The sequence below is a fragment of the Caldimonas thermodepolymerans genome (assembly GCF_015476235.1).
GTDB lineage: Bacteria > Pseudomonadota > Gammaproteobacteria > Burkholderiales > Burkholderiaceae_C > Caldimonas > Caldimonas thermodepolymerans.
The window spans coordinates 2888895-2905400 of the sequence record NZ_CP064338.1; the positions used below are offsets into that span (position 1 = coordinate 2888895).

Sequence of the window (16506 nt, forward strand, 5' to 3'; positions counted from 1 at the left end):
GTGGAAAGTTCCCCGCCGCCCGTCAGGGGGAATAACGGGGCAGGAACGGCGCTATTGCCGCCACCTGCGGCGGCCGGCCGGCTCAGAAGCCGAGGCTGGCAAGCAGGTCGTCGACCTGCTCCTGGCTGGTCACGACGTCGGTGCGGCCCTCGGGGTTGACCACCGGGCCGTTCAGGAAGGTCTGCTCGACCTTGTGCGCCTGGCCGGGGGGGGCGGCCTTGAGCAGCAGCGCGACCAGCTGGTCCTCGATGTCGGTGGCCAGCTTGACGACCTTGGCCACCACCTGGCCGGTCAGGTCGTGGAAGTCCTGCGCGAGCATGATGTCGGTCAGGTACTGGTCGATGCGCGCGGTGGCGGCATCGACGTCGCCGACGAAGTTCATCACGTCGCCGCTGGCCACCGCCTTGACCGGGTCGGCCACGATGGCCTGGGCGATGTGCCGCGTGCGCGTGGCGATCTGCCCCTGCTCGGCCTTGGCCTGGTCGACCAGGTTCAGCACCTTCTCGGCCGCCTCGGCGGTCTTGTTCGCGATGTAGTTCAGGCGGCTGCGCGCATCGGGCAGGCTGTCGGTGATTTCGCCCAGCCGCGGCATGAAGCCCAGCTGGGTCAGCGTGTCGTGCAGCTGGCGCGTCATCTCGCCCAGCTGCTGGAAGACTTCCGGCGAGGTGACACCGCCGGCAGTGCCGTCCGGCATGGAATCGTCGCGCTTCATCTCATGCCACCTTTCTCACTTGCCCTGCTTCTGGAGGATCTTCAGGACCTTCTCCTCCAGCGTGGCCTTCGTGAACGGCTTCACGATGTAGCCGGCCGCCCCGCCCTGCGCCGCGCGCACGATGTCTTCCTTGCGCGCCTCGGCCGTGACCATCAGCACCGGCAGGTGCTTGAGCGACTCGTCCTGCTTGATCTGCTCGAGCAGCTCGAAGCCGTTCATGTTGGGCATGTTGATGTCGCTGACGACGAAGTCGAAGTTGCCGTTGCGCAGCATCTGCAGCGCCGCCACGCCGTCCTCGGCTTCTTCCGCGTTGTTGTAGCCGATTTCCTTCAGCAGGCCGCGCAGGATGCGACGCATGGTCGAGAAGTCGTCGACGATGAGGAACTTGGTGTCGGCGGCAGTGCTCATGGACGGTTTCCTGGATGAAATGGCGAATTGCCGGGGTTATCGGCCGACCGGCGCGGGACTTGAGGGACGGATGTCGGGAATGCCGGGCAGCGGATAGGCGGGCAGGTCCTCGGGGCTGACGTCGCCGCCCTGCGCGTGGCGCTCCTCGGCCTCCTGGTTCATCACGATGATGCTGATGCGCCGGTTGGCCGGATTCATCGGGTCGTCCTTGTCCAGCAGCGCGCTCGAGGCCAGGCCCAGCACGCGCACCACCTGGTCCTCGCGCAGCCCGCCGGCGATCAGTTCGCGGCGCGAGGCGTTGGCGCGGTCGGCCGACAGCTCCCAGTTGCTGTAGCCGCGCTCGCCGCTGCTGTACGGCGCCGCGTCGGTGTGGCCGGCCAGCGTGACCTTGTTCTCGACCTCCCCGAGCGACTTGCCGACCTCGCGCAGGATCGCGCGCATGTAGTCCTTCACCAGCGCGCTGCCGGTGTCGAACATGGGCCGGTTCTGGGCATCGAAGATCAGGATGCGCAGGCCGTCGGTCGTGACGTCCAGGCGGATCTGCGACAGGTACGGTCCCAGTTGCGGGTTGCTGCGCAGCGCCTGCTCGATGCGCAGCTTGAGCTGCTCCATGCGCTGGGCTTCCAGGCGCCGCTGGTGCTCCTTGAGCGCCTGCAGGTTGACCGTCTTGCGACGCGCGTCGATGTCGCCCATCTTGACCTGGCCGGTGGTGCGCGACAGGTCGGTGCCGCCGCCCTTGATCACGTGCGACGAGTCGCCCGAGCCGCTGCCGCCTCCGAGCAGCGACACCTTGAGCGGCGAGTTGAAGTAGTCGGCGATGCCCTTGCGGTCGCCCTCGGTGGTGGAGCCGAGCAGCCACATCAGCAGGAAGAACGCCATCATCGCCGTCACGAAGTCGGCGTAGGCGATCTTCCAGGCCCCCACGTGGTGGGCCGGGGCTGCCTTGCGCACGCGCTTGACGATGATCGGCTGGAGCTTCTTCGAGTCGGCGGCCATGGTCGTTGCCTTCGGCTCAGCGGCGCGCCTCGGCGCGGCGGCCCTTCACGTGGCCCTCCAGCTCGGCAAAGCTGGGCCTTTCGGTGGAGTACAGCACCTTGCGCCCGAACTCCACGGCCACCTGCGGCGCGTAGCCCTGCATGCTCGCCAGCAGCGTGGTCTTGATGCACTGCAGTTCCTTGCTGCTTTCGTCGATCTTCTGCTCCAGCAGCCCGGCGATCGGCTCGACCACCGCATAGGCCAGCAGGATGCCGAGGAAGGTCCCGACCAGCGCCGAGCCGATCATCGCCCCCAGCACCGCCGGCGGCTGGCCGACCGAGCCCATGGTGTTGACCACGCCCAGCACCGCGGCGACGATGCCGAACGCCGGCAGGCCGCCGGCCACGCGCATCAGCGCCGCGGCCGGGGCATGCGCTTCCTGGTGGTGCGTCTCGATCTCGCTGTCCATCAGCGACTCGATCTCGTGGGCATTGAGGTTGCCCGAGACCATCATGCGCAGGTAGTCGGTGACGAACTCGACCACCTTGGGGTCGCGTCCCACCGTCGGGTACTTCTGGAACAGCGGCGACTCGTGCGGCGCATCGACGTCCTTCTCGATCGCCATCAGCCCTTCCTTGCGCGCCTTCTGCAGGATCTCGTACAGCAGCGCCATCAGCTCCATGTAGCGGGCCTTGGTGTACTTGGAGCCCTTCAGCAGCTTGGGCAGGGCGGCAAAGGTCGCCTTGATGACCTTGGGCTGGTTGCTGACGATGAACGCCCCGAAGGCACCGCCGCCGATGACCAGGATCTCGGTGGGCAGGGCGGCCAGCACCACCGCCATGTTGCCGCCGTGGATGATGAACCCGCCGAAGATGCAGCCGAGCGCCACGATGTAGCCGAGGATCACTAACATGATCGTTGTTCTTTCCGAGGTGCTTCGTCCCGAACCGGGAGGTGGCCGGTGGCCCCTTGTTGCTTCACATATTCCTTATCGGCGTCCCGGCAGGCATCTTGAGCAAGCGGCCCGCCGCGCTCAGGCGCCGTCGGCCGACATCATCCGGCGTCGCTTCTGCGTCTGGTCGATGTAGCGCTGCAGGGTGCGCAGCGACTCACCGTCCATGTTCTCGATCTCGCAGCCCACGCGTACGCCGGCGGCCTGGCCGTTCATCGACGTGACGTGCACGACGCGCAGCATCGCCTTGAGCTGCGTCTGCGCGTCCAGGCCGATGACCACGCCGTCGATCTGCAACCCCGGCTCCAGCGCCGGCTGGCCGGCCGGCTGGAACAGCGCGATGCCGGTGATGCTGACGTCGATCACGCGCAGGGTCAGCTCGCCGTCGGCTGCGGCCGGATGGCGCAGCCGCACGTGCGGCGTGGCATTGCGCAGCGGCTGCACGCGGTAGGCGTGGCGCCGCTGGAAGCGGTACAGCTCGTGGGGATAGCGGCAGTTCAGGGCGCTCGCGCCGTCGCTCGCATGCACGTGCACCAGGCCGGCGACGTCGAACTGGATCTTGACGTCGTCCAGGTAGCTCACCGCGACCGCGTCCTCCGCGTCCAGCAGCCGGTCGATCTGCGGATCGCGGCTGTCGGCGCCGAAGCGCACGACGCCCTGGGCCTTGTCGACCTCCCACAGCGTCGTGGTGTAGCTGATGCCGTCGGCGGTGGCGATCGTCACGAGCACGCGCTGCTCGGCCATCTGCCTCAGCAGGGCATGCACCTCGTAAGGGTCGAAGACCCGGAAGTCGTCGAGGCCTTCCGGGTCCGGGAACAGCGTGCTCATGTCGCGTGGGGGCGGCGCGCGCCCGGATCAGTGGATGGACTTGGGCGTGCCGGCGAGCAGCCGGTCGAGGTCCTCGAGCCACGGCTCGGCCAGGTAGCGGATCTGCGCGTCGTTGTGCAGGATGCGGCGCATGATGCGGCCCTTGACCTTGGCCTCCTCGGGCGCCAGCTCGCGCTGCGACGCGGCATGCTTGAGCTGGGAGATCAGCACGGCACAGGCGCCCTCGAGCTTGACGACGCGGTCCCAGTCGCCGTTGCGCGCGGCCTGCAGCATGTCTTCGCTCGCCTGCTCCAGAGCTTCGTAGAAGCCCAGCAGCGCCTTCTCTTCCATCGTCATCTCCAGGTGGGGCGCGGGCGCCACGGTCGTCACTCGTTGCATGGGGGAATCGTCTTTCACGCGGCGTGGGGGTGCGGCAGTTTCATGTGGGACCAGGCATCGAGCAGGCCGGCCAGCAGGTCCTGGCACTCCTTCATCGCCGCCTCGTCGTTGCGCAGGTTGGCGTGGGTCAGCCGCCCGGTGACGTAGACGTAGAGGCTGTCGAGGTTGCGCGCCAGCTCGCCGCCGTCCTTGTGGTTCAGCGCGGCGCGCAGGCCTTCCTCGACGATGCGCACGGCGCGCCCGATCGCGCGGCCCTTGGCTTCCACGTCACCACGCTGCAGCGCACCACGGGCCTCGGTGATGGCCGAGACGGCTCCTTCGAACAGCATCGCCACCAGCTTGTGCGGATCGGCGGTGGTGACGCCGGTTTCCACCTGGATGCGGCCGTATGCAGTCGCCTGGCTTCTGAAGGGTGCGTACATGGTCATTGCTCTCGCGGTTGATCCTCACAGATGTGATATCGGTCCGCGCCTGCCCGACTTGAACGAAATCTTTCGCTGCCCTCCATGCCTTCCCCGCAGGGCCCGAAAAAGCGAACAGGGCGGAGTTCCGCCCTGTCTGCCCGATGCCGCAGGCCGCTCACTTCGAGTTCGTCTTCGACCAGGCCGTCACCTGCTGCGAGACGTAGTTCGCCAGGCTGTTGAGGCTGCTCAGGCTTGCGTCCAGGGCCGTGTACTGGCGCAACAGGCGCTGCTGCACCAGCGCCACGCGGTCTTCCAGCCGGTTCTGCTGGTCCTCGTTGCGCTTGATGCTTTCCTTGAGTCCTTCCGTGCGGGTGCTGATCAGGCCCTCGCTGCTCGTCAGCGCCGCGGCGAGCGAACGGAAACGCTGCGCGAAGCCGTTGTTCTCCGGGGCCTGTTCGTCCAGGTTGGCGAAGGCCCGGGCCAGCTCGTCGATGTTCTCCAGCGCCTTGGACAGCTTGCTGCTGTTGACGCTGAGCGAGCCGTCGCGCTGCACCTCCAGCCCCAGGCTGGACAGGTTCGGGAACATCGCCGACGCACCGCTGTCCTGGCGCAGCAGCGTGCGCAGCTGGTTCTGCAGCGTCAGCGTGGCACGGTCCCCCTGCAGGGTCCCCGCCGTCTTGGAACCTTCGTCATACTTGGTCTGGGCCGCGATGTAGCTGTTGATGTCGTTGTAGGCTCTGACGAAGCCGTCGATCGCCTTGCGGATCGATTCGGTATCCAGCGCCACCTTCACCTGCACCGGGCTGCTGGTGACCTGGGTCAGCGTCAGGGTCAGGCCCTCGACCACGTTGCTCAGCTGGTTCGAAGCCGACTCGATGGCCAGCCCGTTGATGGTGGCCAGGGCGTTCAGCGGCGCCTGGGTCTGCGTCATGCCGCCCGGCACCTGCGGATCGTAGGCCAGCGCCTGCAGGCCGGGGTCGCCCGTGGCCTCGATGGTCACGGCATTGGCGACGCCGGTCTCGGTCGCGGTGAACACCAGGCGGGCGCCGGCCGCGTCCCGCACGATGGACGCGCTGACACCGGCATGGGCCGCGTTGACCTTGTCGCGGATGTCGGCCAGCGTCCCGGCGCCGTCGATCTGCACCTCGATGAACGAGCCGTCGCCCTTGGTGAACCTGAGCGTGCCGGTGCCGATCACCGACGAGGTGTCGGCATAGGCCTGGGAGGCCAGCGACTGCGCCTGCGCGAGCTGCTGGACCTGGATGCTATAGGAGCCGGCAGTCGCCGAGGTGGACGAGGTCACGCCCACCGCGGCATCGCTGCTGGTCGTGGTCGTGCCGCGCCACAGGCTGAGGTTGGTCAGCTGCGCGGCCGCGTCCCTGAGGTTGGAGGTGTAGCTCTGCAGCAGCCCGAACGACGACAGCTGGGTCGACAGCTTGGACGCCTGCGACTTCAGCTGCACGATGGGCTGCCGCTCGAGCGCCACCAGCTGCTCGACGATGCTGGTGACGTCCAGTCCGCTGCCGAGACCGGGAGAAGAGATTGCCATGCGCGCTCCTGGGCAGGTCTTGCTGTGAAGCCTTCCGGGGCCTTATCGGCCGCCTGCCGGAAAAACTTGAGGCGGGACGGCCCCGACGACCGGCGCGCGCGCGCCGACGAGCCTCCCGCCTGTGGAGAATCAGCGCTGCAGCAGCGCCAGCACCTGCTGCGGCAGCTGGTTGGCCTGGGCGACCATCGCGTTGCCGGCCTGCTGCAGGATCTGGGCACGCGACAGCGCCGCGGTCTCGGCCGCGAAGTCGGCGTCCATGATGCGGCTGCGCGCGGCCGACTGGTTCTCCGCCGCCACCTGCAGGTTGGCGATCACGTTCTCGAAGCGGTTCTGGATCGCACCGTACTTGGCGCGCTGGTCGTTGACCACGTCCAGCGCCTTGTCGATCACCTTGATGGCGTTGTCGATTTCTTCACCCACCACCGCGCCGGAAACCGCGGCCGTGTCCGTCCAGCCGCCGATGGCGATGCCGGAGGAGGCGCCGTCCAGGTCGGCGGTGAAGGCGGTGGCCAGGATCGTGGCCGGGTCGGTGGCGGCGAAGGCACCGGTACCGGTGACCGTGGTAGCGATGCCGTTCAGGTTCTGGCCGGTCAGCACGATGTGGTCGGACGCATCGGTGTTGGCGCCCACCTGGTAGACCATCGTCGCCTCGAAGGAGTCCCCGTTCTCGTCGAACAGGCTCTTGCCGTTGAACTTGGACGACTCGATGGTGCGCTTGATCTCGTCCTGCAGCTCCCGGAACTCCTTCTGGAGGTTGGCGCGGTCGCCATCGCTGTTGGTCGCGTTGCGCGACTGCACGGCCAGCTCGCGCATGCGCTGCAGCATGTCGCCGATCTTGCCCAGCGCGCCTTCGGCGGTCTGGGCCAGCGAGATGCCGTCGTTCGCATTGCGAATGGCCACGTTCATGCCGCGGATCTGCGCGTTCATGCGCTCGGCGATGGCCAGGCCCGCCGCATCGTCCTTGGCGCTGTTGACGCGCAGGCCCGACGACAGCCGCTGCATCGCCGTGCTCAGTGCGGTTTGCGACGAGTTCAGGTTGCGCTGGGCGTTCAGCGAAACGATGTTGGTGTTGATGATCTGAGGCATGGTGGCTCTCCTACACGAATCAAATGCTTGACTCCGGCCTGAGAGCCGGCTCTACCTTCACGGTGGACTCATTGTGGAAGTCTTTCCGTGAGCGATAGGCCTCGATAAGCGATCCAAACACCCCCCAATTCCACGCAAAAAAGCCCGGCCAGGGGCCGGGCCAGGGGGTTGCCTCCGGCGGGGACGGAGGCACCTGCCGTTGCGATCAGCGCAGCAGCGCCAGCACCTGCTGAGGCAGCTGGTTGGCCTGCGAGACCATCGCCGTGCCGGCCTGCTGCAGGATCTGGGCTCGCGAGAGGTTGGCCGTCTCGGCGGCGAAGTCCGCGTCCATGATCCGGCTCTTCGAGGCCGCAGCGTTCTCCACGCTCACCTGCAGCGTCGCGATCACCGCGTCGAAGCGGTTCTGCACGGCACCGTACTTGGCACGCTGTTCGTTGACCACGTCCAGCGCCTTGTCGATCACGTCGATCGCGTTGTCGATCTCGTCGCCGGCCGTCGTGGCAGTGTTGCTCCAGCCACCGATCGCGATGCCGGTCGCGCCCGTGCCGGTCGCGTTGGTCGTGAAGGCGGTCGCCAGGATCTCGGCCGCGTCGGTGCTGGCGGCCGCGGCGCTCGCGGTGGTGGCCGTGCCCTTCAGGTTCTGCGCCGTCACCTCGATCTTGTCGTAGTCGTTGGTGTTCGCACCGACCTGGAAGGCCATGGTTGCCTCGAACGTCGAATCGCTCGAGTCGAACAGGCTCTTGCCGTTGAACTTGGACGACTCGATGGTCCGCTGGATTTCAGCTTGAAGTTCTCCAAACTCCTTCTGGAGGTTGGCACGGTCATCGTCGCTGTTGGTGGCGTTGCGCGACTGCACCGCGAGCTCGCGCATGCGCTGCAGCATGTCGCCGATCTTGCCCAGCGCGCCTTCGGCGGTCTGGGCCAGCGAGATGCCGTCGTTGGCGTTGCGGATCGCGACGTTCATGCCGCGCACCTGGGCGTTCATGCGCTCGGCGATCGCGAGACCGGCGGCATCGTCCTTGGCACTGTTGACGCGCAGGCCCGAAGACAGCCGTTGCATGGCGGTGGCCAGCGAGTTCTGGGTCCCCGACAAGCTCCGCTGCGAGTTCATCGAGATGATGTTGGTATTGACAGACAAAGCCATGTTCTAGCTCCTAAAACGTGTATGAACAGCGGCGTTGACCGCCGAATGTTCCTCTGCGAAGCTGTCCTTCAGGAACGTTCCCTCGGACCGATCTCCTGCCCGGGCCTTCCGGCTCCGGCAGCTTCCGGGTCGCAAGCGGCCCGTTGCACTGCATTTCGGCCGGCTGCCGGGGAACTTTAGGGACATCGCGACGTTTTTCGATCGATCGACCCGTTGACAGGCCGGCGGCAACGTCGCGAGCCCTTCGGGCCGTTGCACCCAACTGGCCGGATTCAGGCGCTTTATCGGCCGTTTGGCGGCGCGACTTTTGCCTACAGTGCCCTGCATTGCAGCCATTCCACCCGGAACCTCACCGACATGCGCAATACCGCACACCTGCCTTCGTCGGCCCCCCGCAAGGGCCTCGCCCCGTACCAGCACCGCGGACACGAGTTCCTGCGGCAGAAGCAGTGGAGCCAGGCCGAACGGGAACTGGCGAACGCGGTCCGCTACGGCAGCCGGGAAGCGCTCGACTGGATCGGCCTGTCGATCGCACGCTGGAAGCTCGACGACCTGGACGGCAGCGTGGCTGCCGGTCGCAAGGCGCTGGAGCTGCAGCCGGGCAACACGACCGCCTGCATGGTGCTGACCCAGGCGCTGATCGCCCAGCAGCGCTTCGCCGAGGCCGCACAAGTGTTCGAGGCCCTGCCCGCCGGGGCACCCCGTGACCACGACTTCCACCTCAACTACGGCATCTGCCTGCTACGCACGCAGCGCCCGCAGGAAGCCATCGGCGAGTTCCTGCAGGCGCTGCAGTACCGCATGGACGCCGCGCCCACCCACACCCAGCTCGGCCTGGCGTTCCGTGAACTCAAGCTGTATGAAGAAGCGGTGGAATGCTTCCGCACCGCCGCCGCCCTCGATCCCCACCACGTGGCCGCACGCGCCTTCGTCGCGCACCTGGACCAGTTCGCCTGCCGCTGGACCAGCTTCACGGCCAACCGGGAGGAATACCTGCGCGCGCTGCACGAAGCCGCCCGTCGCTGCACCGGCCAAGGCGCGGAGAGCACCCCGTTCGCGCTGGTGGCGATGCCCCACACCCGCGAGGACTTCCTGGTGGCGGCTCGCCTCGAGTCCCGCCGCCTGGCACGGGGCGTCAAGCCGCTGCCCGCGCGTCCCCTCACCGCGGCGGATGCGCGCCGGCGGCTGCGTATCGGCTACCTGTCATGCGACTTCCACCAGCACGCGACCGCGCTGCTGATCACCGAGATGTTCGAACGCCACGACCGCGATCGCTTCGAGGTGTTCCTCTACTCCCACGGCGTCGACGATGGCTCTCCCGTGCGCGAGCGGCTGCGCCGCGCGGCCGAACACTTCGTCGACGTGGCCCCACTGTCACCGGCGGCGATTGCACGACGCGTCCACGACGACGGCATCGACATCCTCGTCGACCTCAAGGGCCACACCACCGACAACCGCTTCACGACGCTGGCCTACCGGCCCACGCCGGTGCAGGCCTCGTTCCTCGGTTTCCCCGGCACGACGGGTGCCGATTATGTCGACTACTTCATCGGCGACCGCCACGTCACGCCGCTGGCGCATGCGGACGGCTACAGCGAGAAGATCGCGCAGATGCCGCACTGCTACCAGCCGAACGACCGCCAGCGCCCCAAGCCGGTGCCGAGCACGCGCGCCCAGTGGGGCCTGCCGGAACAGGCGTTCCTGTTTGCCTGCTTCAACCAATCGTACAAGATCATCCCCGAGACCTTCGAGGCCTGGATGGACATCCTGCGCGACGTGCCCGGCAGCTGCCTGTGGCTGCTCGATGGCGGCCCGCAGGCCTGTACCAACCTGCGGGCGCAGGCCGAAGCGCGCGGCGTCGATCCGCAAAGGCTGATCTTCGGGGCGCCGGTGACTCCGGCACACCACCTGTCGCGCCTGGTGCATGCCGACCTGATGCTGGACACCTGGCCCTGCAATGCCCACACCACGGCCAGCGACGCGGTGTGGGCCGGCCTGCCGATCGTCACGCTGCCGGGCGAGACCTTCGCCTCGCGCGTGGCCGCAAGCCTGCTCTACACGCTGGACCTGCCCGAGCTGGTCTGCGCCGATGTCGAGGCCTACAAGCGGACCGCCGTGGCGCTGGCGCGCGACCCCGCCCGGCTGGCGCAGCTGCGCAGCCGCCTGGCGCACGGGCGTGACCACGGCCCGCTGTTCGACAGCACGCGCTTTGCCCGCGACATCGAGGCGCTTTACGCGCGGATGTGGGAACGCAGGCTCGCGGGCCTGTCCCCGGACCACCTGCCGGCCGCATGAAGCCGCGGCAAGCCGTGCGACACAGCTTGCCGGAGTTTTCCCTACATGGCCCGGGCAAGAGAGGGACACACGGCACCGAAGCCGTCCGATACCGCCGGGGCGCTGCGCCGCCCAGAATGGGACACAGCAGTCATGACACGGCCGGACCACGCCCCAGGCTCAGGCGTACCGTTCCGGCCGGATGACGGACATCAAAGGGACGTTGTTGGGAAGCAAGGCAGTCTCCTCCTGAGGTGGCACGGTTCCCGTGCCGTTGGCGGGTCGCCCGTGTCCGGGCGGCCCGTTTTTCTTTGCCAGGAGGAAACGATGCGTGGCCCCGGTGCCGGCCGCGCCGCAGGCCTCAGACCTGCATGTTCATGATGTCGGAGTATGCCTGCACCAGGCGGTTGCGCACGTGCAGCGTGGCCTGGAAGCCGATCTGCGCCTTCTGCATCGCGATCATCGTCTCTTCCAGCGAGACGCTGGGGTTGTCCAGCTGCACCTCGCGCTGCAGCTCCGTGGCCTTGTGCTGCGCCTGGCTCACCGACTTGAGCGCCTGGGTCAGCGCCTGCGAGAACCCGACCTGGGTGCCGGACGTCTCGACCCGAGCCGCCGGGCGCTGCTGCGCCGGCAGCACCACGCCGCTGCGGGCGAGCGCCTGCTCGAAGTTGAACGGTTTCAGCCTCACATCCATGACACATCCTCCGGCAGGACACACCTCCCCATGAGGTGAGCGGATCTTAGGGCCGGACCGGACCCGGCAATGCATCGAACTGGGACCGGTTTGCCGCCCTCTTCCAGCCATCTGCGGCGCGCCCGATCCGAATAATCGATCCCAGAAGAAGGACCGCTGGGACTCCCGATGGACAACGCCGTTGCCTTGCAACCCCAACACCTGCCCGCTGCATCGGACGGCCCCGATGCCGTGCAGCCGGGCCTGCTCGGCCGCCTGAACGCGCTGCCCGCCTCGCGCAAGCTTTCGCTCGGCGCCGGCCTGGCCGCGCTGCTGGCCATCGTCGTCGCGATGCTGCTGTGGTCCGCGCGCCCTGAATACAAGGTCCTGTACGCCAACCTGTCGGACAAGGACGGCGGCGCGATCATCGCGCAGCTGTCGCAGATGAACGTGCCGTACCGCCATGCCGACGGCGGCTCGGCCATCCTGGTGCCGGCCGACAAGGTGCACGACGTGCGCCTGAAGCTGGCCTCGGCCGGCCTGCCCAAGGGCTCGACCGTCGGCTTCGAGCTGATGGACAACGCCCGCTTCGGGATCACCCAGTTCCAGGAGCGGCTGACCTTCCAGCGCGGCCTGGAAGGCGAGCTGACGCGCTCGATCAGCGCGCTGTCGGCGGTGCAGAGCGCCCGCGTGCACCTGGCGCTGCCGAACCAGAACGGCTTCTTCCGCGAGCAGCAGAAACCCTCCGCCTCGGTGCTGGTCACCCTCTACCCGGGGCGCACGCTCGACCGCGCGCAGATCGCCGGCATCGTGCACCTGGTTTCTTCCAGCGTGCCGGACCTCTCGCCCAAGGCCGTCAGCATCGTCGACCAGACCGGCGCGCTGCTGACCGAGAACCCCGAGGCCCGCCACGGCCTGGGCCTGGATGCGCAGCAGCTGCAGTACGTCGCGCAGATCGAGGCGTCCTACACCCGGCGCATCATCGACCTGCTCGAGCCGGTGCTCGGCCGCGACAACCTGCGCGCGCAGGTCACCGCCGAGGTGGACTTCTCGCAGAGCGAATCGACCTCCGAGCAGTTCCGCCCCAACCAGGGCGGCGAGCCGGCCGCGGTGCGCAGCCAGCAGACCCTGGAATCGACCCAGCCCAACGGCACCACCGCCACCGGCATCCCGGGTGCGGTGAGCAACCAGCCGCCGGTGCCCGCCTCCGCCCCGATCAACGGCCCGGCGCAGGCCCTGCAGCCGGCCGGGGGCAGCGCGGCCGCCACGGTCAACGTGCGCCGCGAGGCGGTCACCAACTACGAGGTCGACAAGACGGTGCGCGTGACGCGCAACGCCAGCGGCACGATCAAGCGCGTCAACGCGGCCGTGGTCGTCAACCACCGCACCACCACCGGCCCGAACGGCAAGACCGTCACCGCCCCGCCGTCGCAGGAGGAACTGGACAAGCTCACCGCGCTGGTGCAGGAGACCATCGGCTACAACCCGGAGCGCGGCGACTCGGTCAAGGTGATCGCCGCCCCGTTCCACCCCGAGCGCAACGACGAGCCGAGCGACCTGCCGCTGTGGCAGCAGCCCCAGGCGCTGGACCTGCTGCGCGTGGCGGCCATGCCGGCGGCACTGGCCCTGCTGGCGCTGCTGATCATCTTCGGCGTCGTGCGCCCGGCCCTGAAGGCCGCCGCGCCGCAGCCCGAGCCCGTGCCCGCGCTGGACGCCAAGGTCGACGACCCCGAGGTGCTGCCGCCGCTGCCCGACCAGGCCGGCGGCACCAGCAGCGTGCCGATGCTGGCCGCCCCGGTGGCCAGCGACAAGCTGGAAGCCGCGCGCATGCTCGCGCGCGAGAACCCAGGCGCGGTCGCGAACATCGTGCGCACCTGGGTCAACAAGGACGCCGCGGCCTGAGAACCCCAGATGAATCCTTCCCGGACCCGCCATGGATGAACAAGGACTGCAGGACTCGGCCATCTTGCTGATGTCGCTCGGCGAAGAGGACGCGGCCGAGGTGTTCAAGCACCTCTCGCCCAAGGAGGTGCAGCGCCTGGGCGAGACGATGGCCAGGATGAAGGTCATCCCGCGCGACCGCGTCGAGGCCGTGCTGGAGCGCTTCGCCGCCGACGCGTCCGAGCAGAGCATGCTGGTCAACGACAGCGACGAATACGTCAAGACCGTGCTGCGCCGCGCGCTCGGCGAGGACAAGGCCAACCTGCTGATCGACCGCATCCTGCAGGGCAGCGACGTCACCGGCATCGAGAGCCTGAAGTGGATGGACCCGACCTCGGTGGCCGAGCTGCTGCGCAACGAGCACCCGCAGATCGTCGCCGCCATCCTGGTGCACCTGGACTTCGAGCAGAGCTCGCAGGTGCTCAAGTGCTTCACCGAGCGCCAGCGCAACGAGGTGATGATCCGCATCGCCACGCTGGACGGCATCCAGCCGGCCGCCCTCAAGGACCTCAACGAGGTGCTGTCGAAGGTGCTGGCCGGTGGCGACCGGCTGCGCAAGGCCTCGCTGGGCGGCGCCAAGACCGCCGCCGAGATCATCAACATGATGGGGTCCTCGGTCGAGAGCTCGGTGCTGGACTACATCCGCCAGAGCGACCCGGAGCTGGCGCAGAAGATCATGGACAACATGTTCACCTTCGACGACCTGTTGAAGATGGACGACCGCGGCTTCCAGCTGCTGCTGCGGGAAGTGCAGACCGAATCGCTGGTCATCGCGCTCAAGGGCGCCAGCCCCGAGCTGCGCGAGCGCGTGTTCGGCAACATGTCCACGCGTGCCGCCGAGGCGCTGCGCGAGGACCTGGAATCGCGCGGCCCGGTGCGCCTGTCCGAGGTGGAAGCCGAGCAGAAGGAACTGCTGAAGATCGTCCGCCGCCTGGCGGAAGAAGGCCAGATCGTCCTGGGCATGGGTGGCGATGACAGCTTCGTCTAACAAGCCGGGCCAGCGCCCGCTCTACAGCCGCTTCATCCCGCGCGAGGAGCTGCACTCGTTTTCGGCCTGGAGCCTGGGTTCGCTGGCCGAAGGCGAAGGCGGCCCGGTGCCGCCCGAGCCGCCCGCCGCACCGGCCGCGGCGCCCGCGCCGGAACCCGAGCCTGAACCGGCCCTCAGCGAGGCCCACCAGGCCGCGCTGCACGAGGCCCGCCAGGCCGGCTACAAGGACGGCTACCGCGACGGCCTGGTCGCGCTGGAGAACTTCAAGCAAAGCTACGCGGCGCAGATCACCGCGCAGGTGGGCCAGATCGCGCAGGCCTTCCAGGCCCAGCTCGAGCTGCTGGAACAGCAGCTGGCCGGCGCGCTGGCCGCGGTGGCCTGCGACATCGCCCGCCAGGTGGTGCGCACCGAGCTGCAGACCCGCCCGGCACTGGTCGAGGCGGTGGCGCAGGAAGCCCTGTCCACGCTGCTGCACTCGGCGCGCCACGTGCAGGTGCGCGTGCACCCCGAGGACCATGCGCTGCTCGTCGAGCGCGGGCAGCTGGACCTCGAATCGCGCAACGCCCGGCTGGTCGCGGATGCGTCCGTCACGCGCGGCGGCTGCATCGTCGAGTCCGACATCGGCACGGTCGACGCCGCGATCGAGACCCGCTGGCGCCAGGCCCTGGCCGCGCTCGGCCAGTCCGGGGACTGGAGCGACGCCGCGCCCGACGCGGGAGACCCGGCATGAACGGCCAGCTGCGCTCGCCCGCCGACAAGCTGCGCGACTGGCAGCAGTACATGCGCGACCTGCGCGCCTTCGCCTCGGCACCGATGCCGCTGGAAATGCAGGGCACGCTGGTCAAGGTGGCCGGCCTGGTGCTCGAGGCCGCCGGCATCCGCGTGCCGGTCGGCTCGGTCTGCGAGGTGCGCATGGACGGTCAGCCCCCGGTGCAGGCCGAGGTGGTCGGCTTCGCCGGCGACCGCGCCTACCTGATGCCCACCGGCGAGGTGCACGGCCTGGCCAGCGGGGCCCGCGTGGTGCCGCTGGCCAGCCCGATCACCCCGCCGCGGCTCGGCCAGCCCGCCCATCCCTGGCGGCGCAGCGAGGACCGCAGCCTGCACCTGCCGATGGGCGACGGGCTGCTCGGCCGCGTGGTCGACTCGCACGGCCGCCCGATGGACCGCAAGGGCCCGCTGGAGAACGTGCGCAACGAGCCGCTGGTGCGCCGCCCGATCAACGCGATGGACCGCGACCCGGTGCGCGTGCCGCTGGACACCGGCGTGCGCGCGATCAATGCGATGCTCACCGTCGGCCGGGGCCAGCGCATCGGCCTGTTCGCCGGCTCCGGCGTCGGCAAGTCGGTGCTGCTGGGCATGATGGCGCGCTACACCGCCGCCGACGTGATCGTGGTCGGCCTGATCGGCGAGCGCGGCCGCGAGGTCAAGGAGTTCATCGAGGACATCCTCGGCGAGGAGGGCCTGGCGCGCTCGGTGGTGATCGCCGCCCCGGCGGACGCCCCGCCGCTGACGCGCATGCAGGGCGCGAGCTACGCCACTGCCGTGGCCGAGCATTTCCGCGACCGCGGCGCGCACGTGCTGCTGCTGATGGATTCGCTGACCCGCTACGCGATGGCGCAGCGCGAGATCGCGCTGGCCATCGGCGAGCCACCGGCCACCAAGGGCTACCCGCCCTCGTGCTTCGCCAAGCTGCCGCAGCTGGTCGAGCGCAGCGGCAACGGCCTCAACGGCGTGGGCTCGATCACCGCGTTCTACACCGTGCTGTCCGAAGGCGACGACCAGCAGGACCCGATCGCCGACGCCGCGCGGGCCATCCTGGACGGCCACATCGTGCTGACCCGCGAGCTGGCCGAGTCCGGCCACTACCCCGCGATCGACGTCGAGAAGTCCGCCTCGCGCGTGATGCACAACGTCGCCTCGCCGCAGCACCTCGAGGCCGCGCGGCGCTTCCGCCAGATGTACGCCCGCTACAACCGCAGCCGCGACCTGCTGCAGATCGGCGCCTACGCGCCCGGGCAGGACCCGGAGCTGGACGCCGCGGTGCGCGCCTTTCCCGCCATGCGTGCCCTGCTGCAGCAGGACATGCACGAACGCGCCACGCTGGAAGACAGCGTCGCGCAGATGCAGGCCACGGTCTTCGCCACCCACGGCGACCCGGCCGCGGCCGCCCGTTGACCCCCGACCGAGAACCGCC

The 16506-nt window shown here is 68.8% G+C and carries 16 protein-coding genes; 5 read left to right on the forward strand and 11 right to left on the reverse strand.

Annotation, left to right across the window (positions count from 1 at the left end):
- Nucleotides 1-82 precede the first annotated feature (82 nt).
- The 10 genes from IS481_RS13575 to IS481_RS13620 form a co-directional block, all read right to left on the reverse strand.
- Nucleotides 83-712 carry a protein phosphatase CheZ gene (locus IS481_RS13575; RefSeq protein ID WP_104358884.1) on the reverse strand — a complete coding sequence of 210 codons (630 nt, stop codon included), beginning with the start codon at nucleotides 710-712 and terminating at the stop codon, nucleotides 83-85.
- 15 nt (nucleotides 713-727) lie between these two features.
- Complete coding sequence (gene cheY, locus IS481_RS13580) at nucleotides 728-1120, reverse strand: chemotaxis response regulator CheY (RefSeq protein ID WP_104358885.1); 393 nt, start codon at nucleotides 1118-1120, stop codon at nucleotides 728-730.
- Between the two features lie 36 nt (nucleotides 1121-1156).
- Entirely contained in the window at nucleotides 1157-2116 is a 960-nt protein-coding gene (gene motB / locus IS481_RS13585) for a flagellar motor protein MotB (RefSeq protein ID WP_104358886.1), read from the reverse strand.
- 16 nt (nucleotides 2117-2132) lie between these two features.
- Nucleotides 2133-3008 (reverse strand): flagellar motor stator protein MotA, encoded by an 876-nt coding sequence (motA, locus tag IS481_RS13590; protein WP_104358887.1) that lies wholly within the window; start codon nucleotides 3006-3008, stop codon nucleotides 2133-2135.
- Between the two features lie 120 nt (nucleotides 3009-3128).
- Nucleotides 3129-3875, reverse strand: coding sequence for a flagellar brake protein (locus IS481_RS13595; protein ID WP_104358888.1), 747 nt, complete (start codon nucleotides 3873-3875; stop codon nucleotides 3129-3131).
- A 27-nt stretch (nucleotides 3876-3902) separates the two neighbouring features.
- Complete coding sequence (locus IS481_RS13600; protein WP_104358912.1) at nucleotides 3903-4205, reverse strand: flagellar protein FliT; 303 nt, start codon at nucleotides 4203-4205, stop codon at nucleotides 3903-3905.
- 62 nt (nucleotides 4206-4267) lie between these two features.
- Nucleotides 4268-4675, reverse strand: a complete 408-nt coding sequence (gene fliS / locus IS481_RS13605) for a flagellar export chaperone FliS (RefSeq protein ID WP_104358889.1) — start codon at nucleotides 4673-4675, stop codon at nucleotides 4268-4270.
- Nucleotides 4676-4832: 157 nt separating this feature from the next.
- Nucleotides 4833-6206 (reverse strand): flagellar filament capping protein FliD, encoded by a 1374-nt coding sequence (gene fliD / locus IS481_RS13610; RefSeq protein WP_104358890.1) that lies wholly within the window; start codon nucleotides 6204-6206, stop codon nucleotides 4833-4835.
- A 129-nt stretch (nucleotides 6207-6335) separates the two neighbouring features.
- Nucleotides 6336-7292 (reverse strand): flagellin N-terminal helical domain-containing protein, encoded by a 957-nt coding sequence (locus tag IS481_RS13615; protein ID WP_104358891.1) that lies wholly within the window; start codon nucleotides 7290-7292, stop codon nucleotides 6336-6338.
- Between the two features lie 205 nt (nucleotides 7293-7497).
- A complete protein-coding gene (locus tag IS481_RS13620) occupies nucleotides 7498-8436 on the reverse strand; it encodes a flagellin N-terminal helical domain-containing protein (protein WP_104358892.1) in 939 nt (312 codons plus the stop codon).
- Between the two features lie 357 nt (nucleotides 8437-8793).
- On the opposite strand from IS481_RS13620, the gene IS481_RS13625 reads away from it, so the two are divergent.
- A complete protein-coding gene (locus IS481_RS13625; protein WP_104358893.1) occupies nucleotides 8794-10731 on the forward strand; it encodes an O-linked N-acetylglucosamine transferase, SPINDLY family protein in 1938 nt (645 codons plus the stop codon).
- 340 nt (nucleotides 10732-11071) lie between these two features.
- Here IS481_RS13625 and fliE read toward each other — a convergent pair whose 3' ends face one another.
- Nucleotides 11072-11404 carry a flagellar hook-basal body complex protein FliE gene (fliE, locus tag IS481_RS13630; RefSeq protein WP_104358894.1) on the reverse strand — a complete coding sequence of 111 codons (333 nt, stop codon included), beginning with the start codon at nucleotides 11402-11404 and terminating at the stop codon, nucleotides 11072-11074.
- Nucleotides 11405-11572: 168 nt separating this feature from the next.
- On the opposite strand from fliE, the gene fliF reads away from it, so the two are divergent.
- Genes fliF through fliI form a run of 4 tightly spaced genes read left to right on the forward strand, consistent with a single transcriptional unit; the run spans nucleotide 11573 to nucleotide 16487 of the window.
- Nucleotides 11573-13285, forward strand: coding sequence for a flagellar basal-body MS-ring/collar protein FliF (fliF, locus tag IS481_RS13635; RefSeq protein WP_104358895.1), 1713 nt, complete (start codon nucleotides 11573-11575; stop codon nucleotides 13283-13285).
- Nucleotides 13286-13316: 31 nt separating this feature from the next.
- Nucleotides 13317-14312: a flagellar motor switch protein FliG gene (gene fliG, locus IS481_RS13640; protein WP_104358896.1), complete on the forward strand. Its 996-nt coding sequence runs from the start codon at nucleotides 13317-13319 to the stop codon at nucleotides 14310-14312.
- The gene (locus tag IS481_RS13645) at nucleotides 14296-15042 is read left to right on the forward strand and encodes a FliH/SctL family protein (protein ID WP_104358897.1); all 747 of its coding nucleotides are present in this window, start codon (nucleotides 14296-14298) and stop codon (nucleotides 15040-15042) included. The genes fliG and IS481_RS13645 overlap by 17 nt, the downstream gene beginning before the upstream one ends.
- Nucleotides 15039-16487 (forward strand): flagellar protein export ATPase FliI, encoded by a 1449-nt coding sequence (fliI, locus tag IS481_RS13650; RefSeq protein ID WP_104358898.1) that lies wholly within the window; start codon nucleotides 15039-15041, stop codon nucleotides 16485-16487. Before IS481_RS13645 ends, fliI begins: the two co-directional genes overlap by 4 nt.
- The last annotated feature ends 19 nt before the right edge of the window (nucleotides 16488-16506 follow it).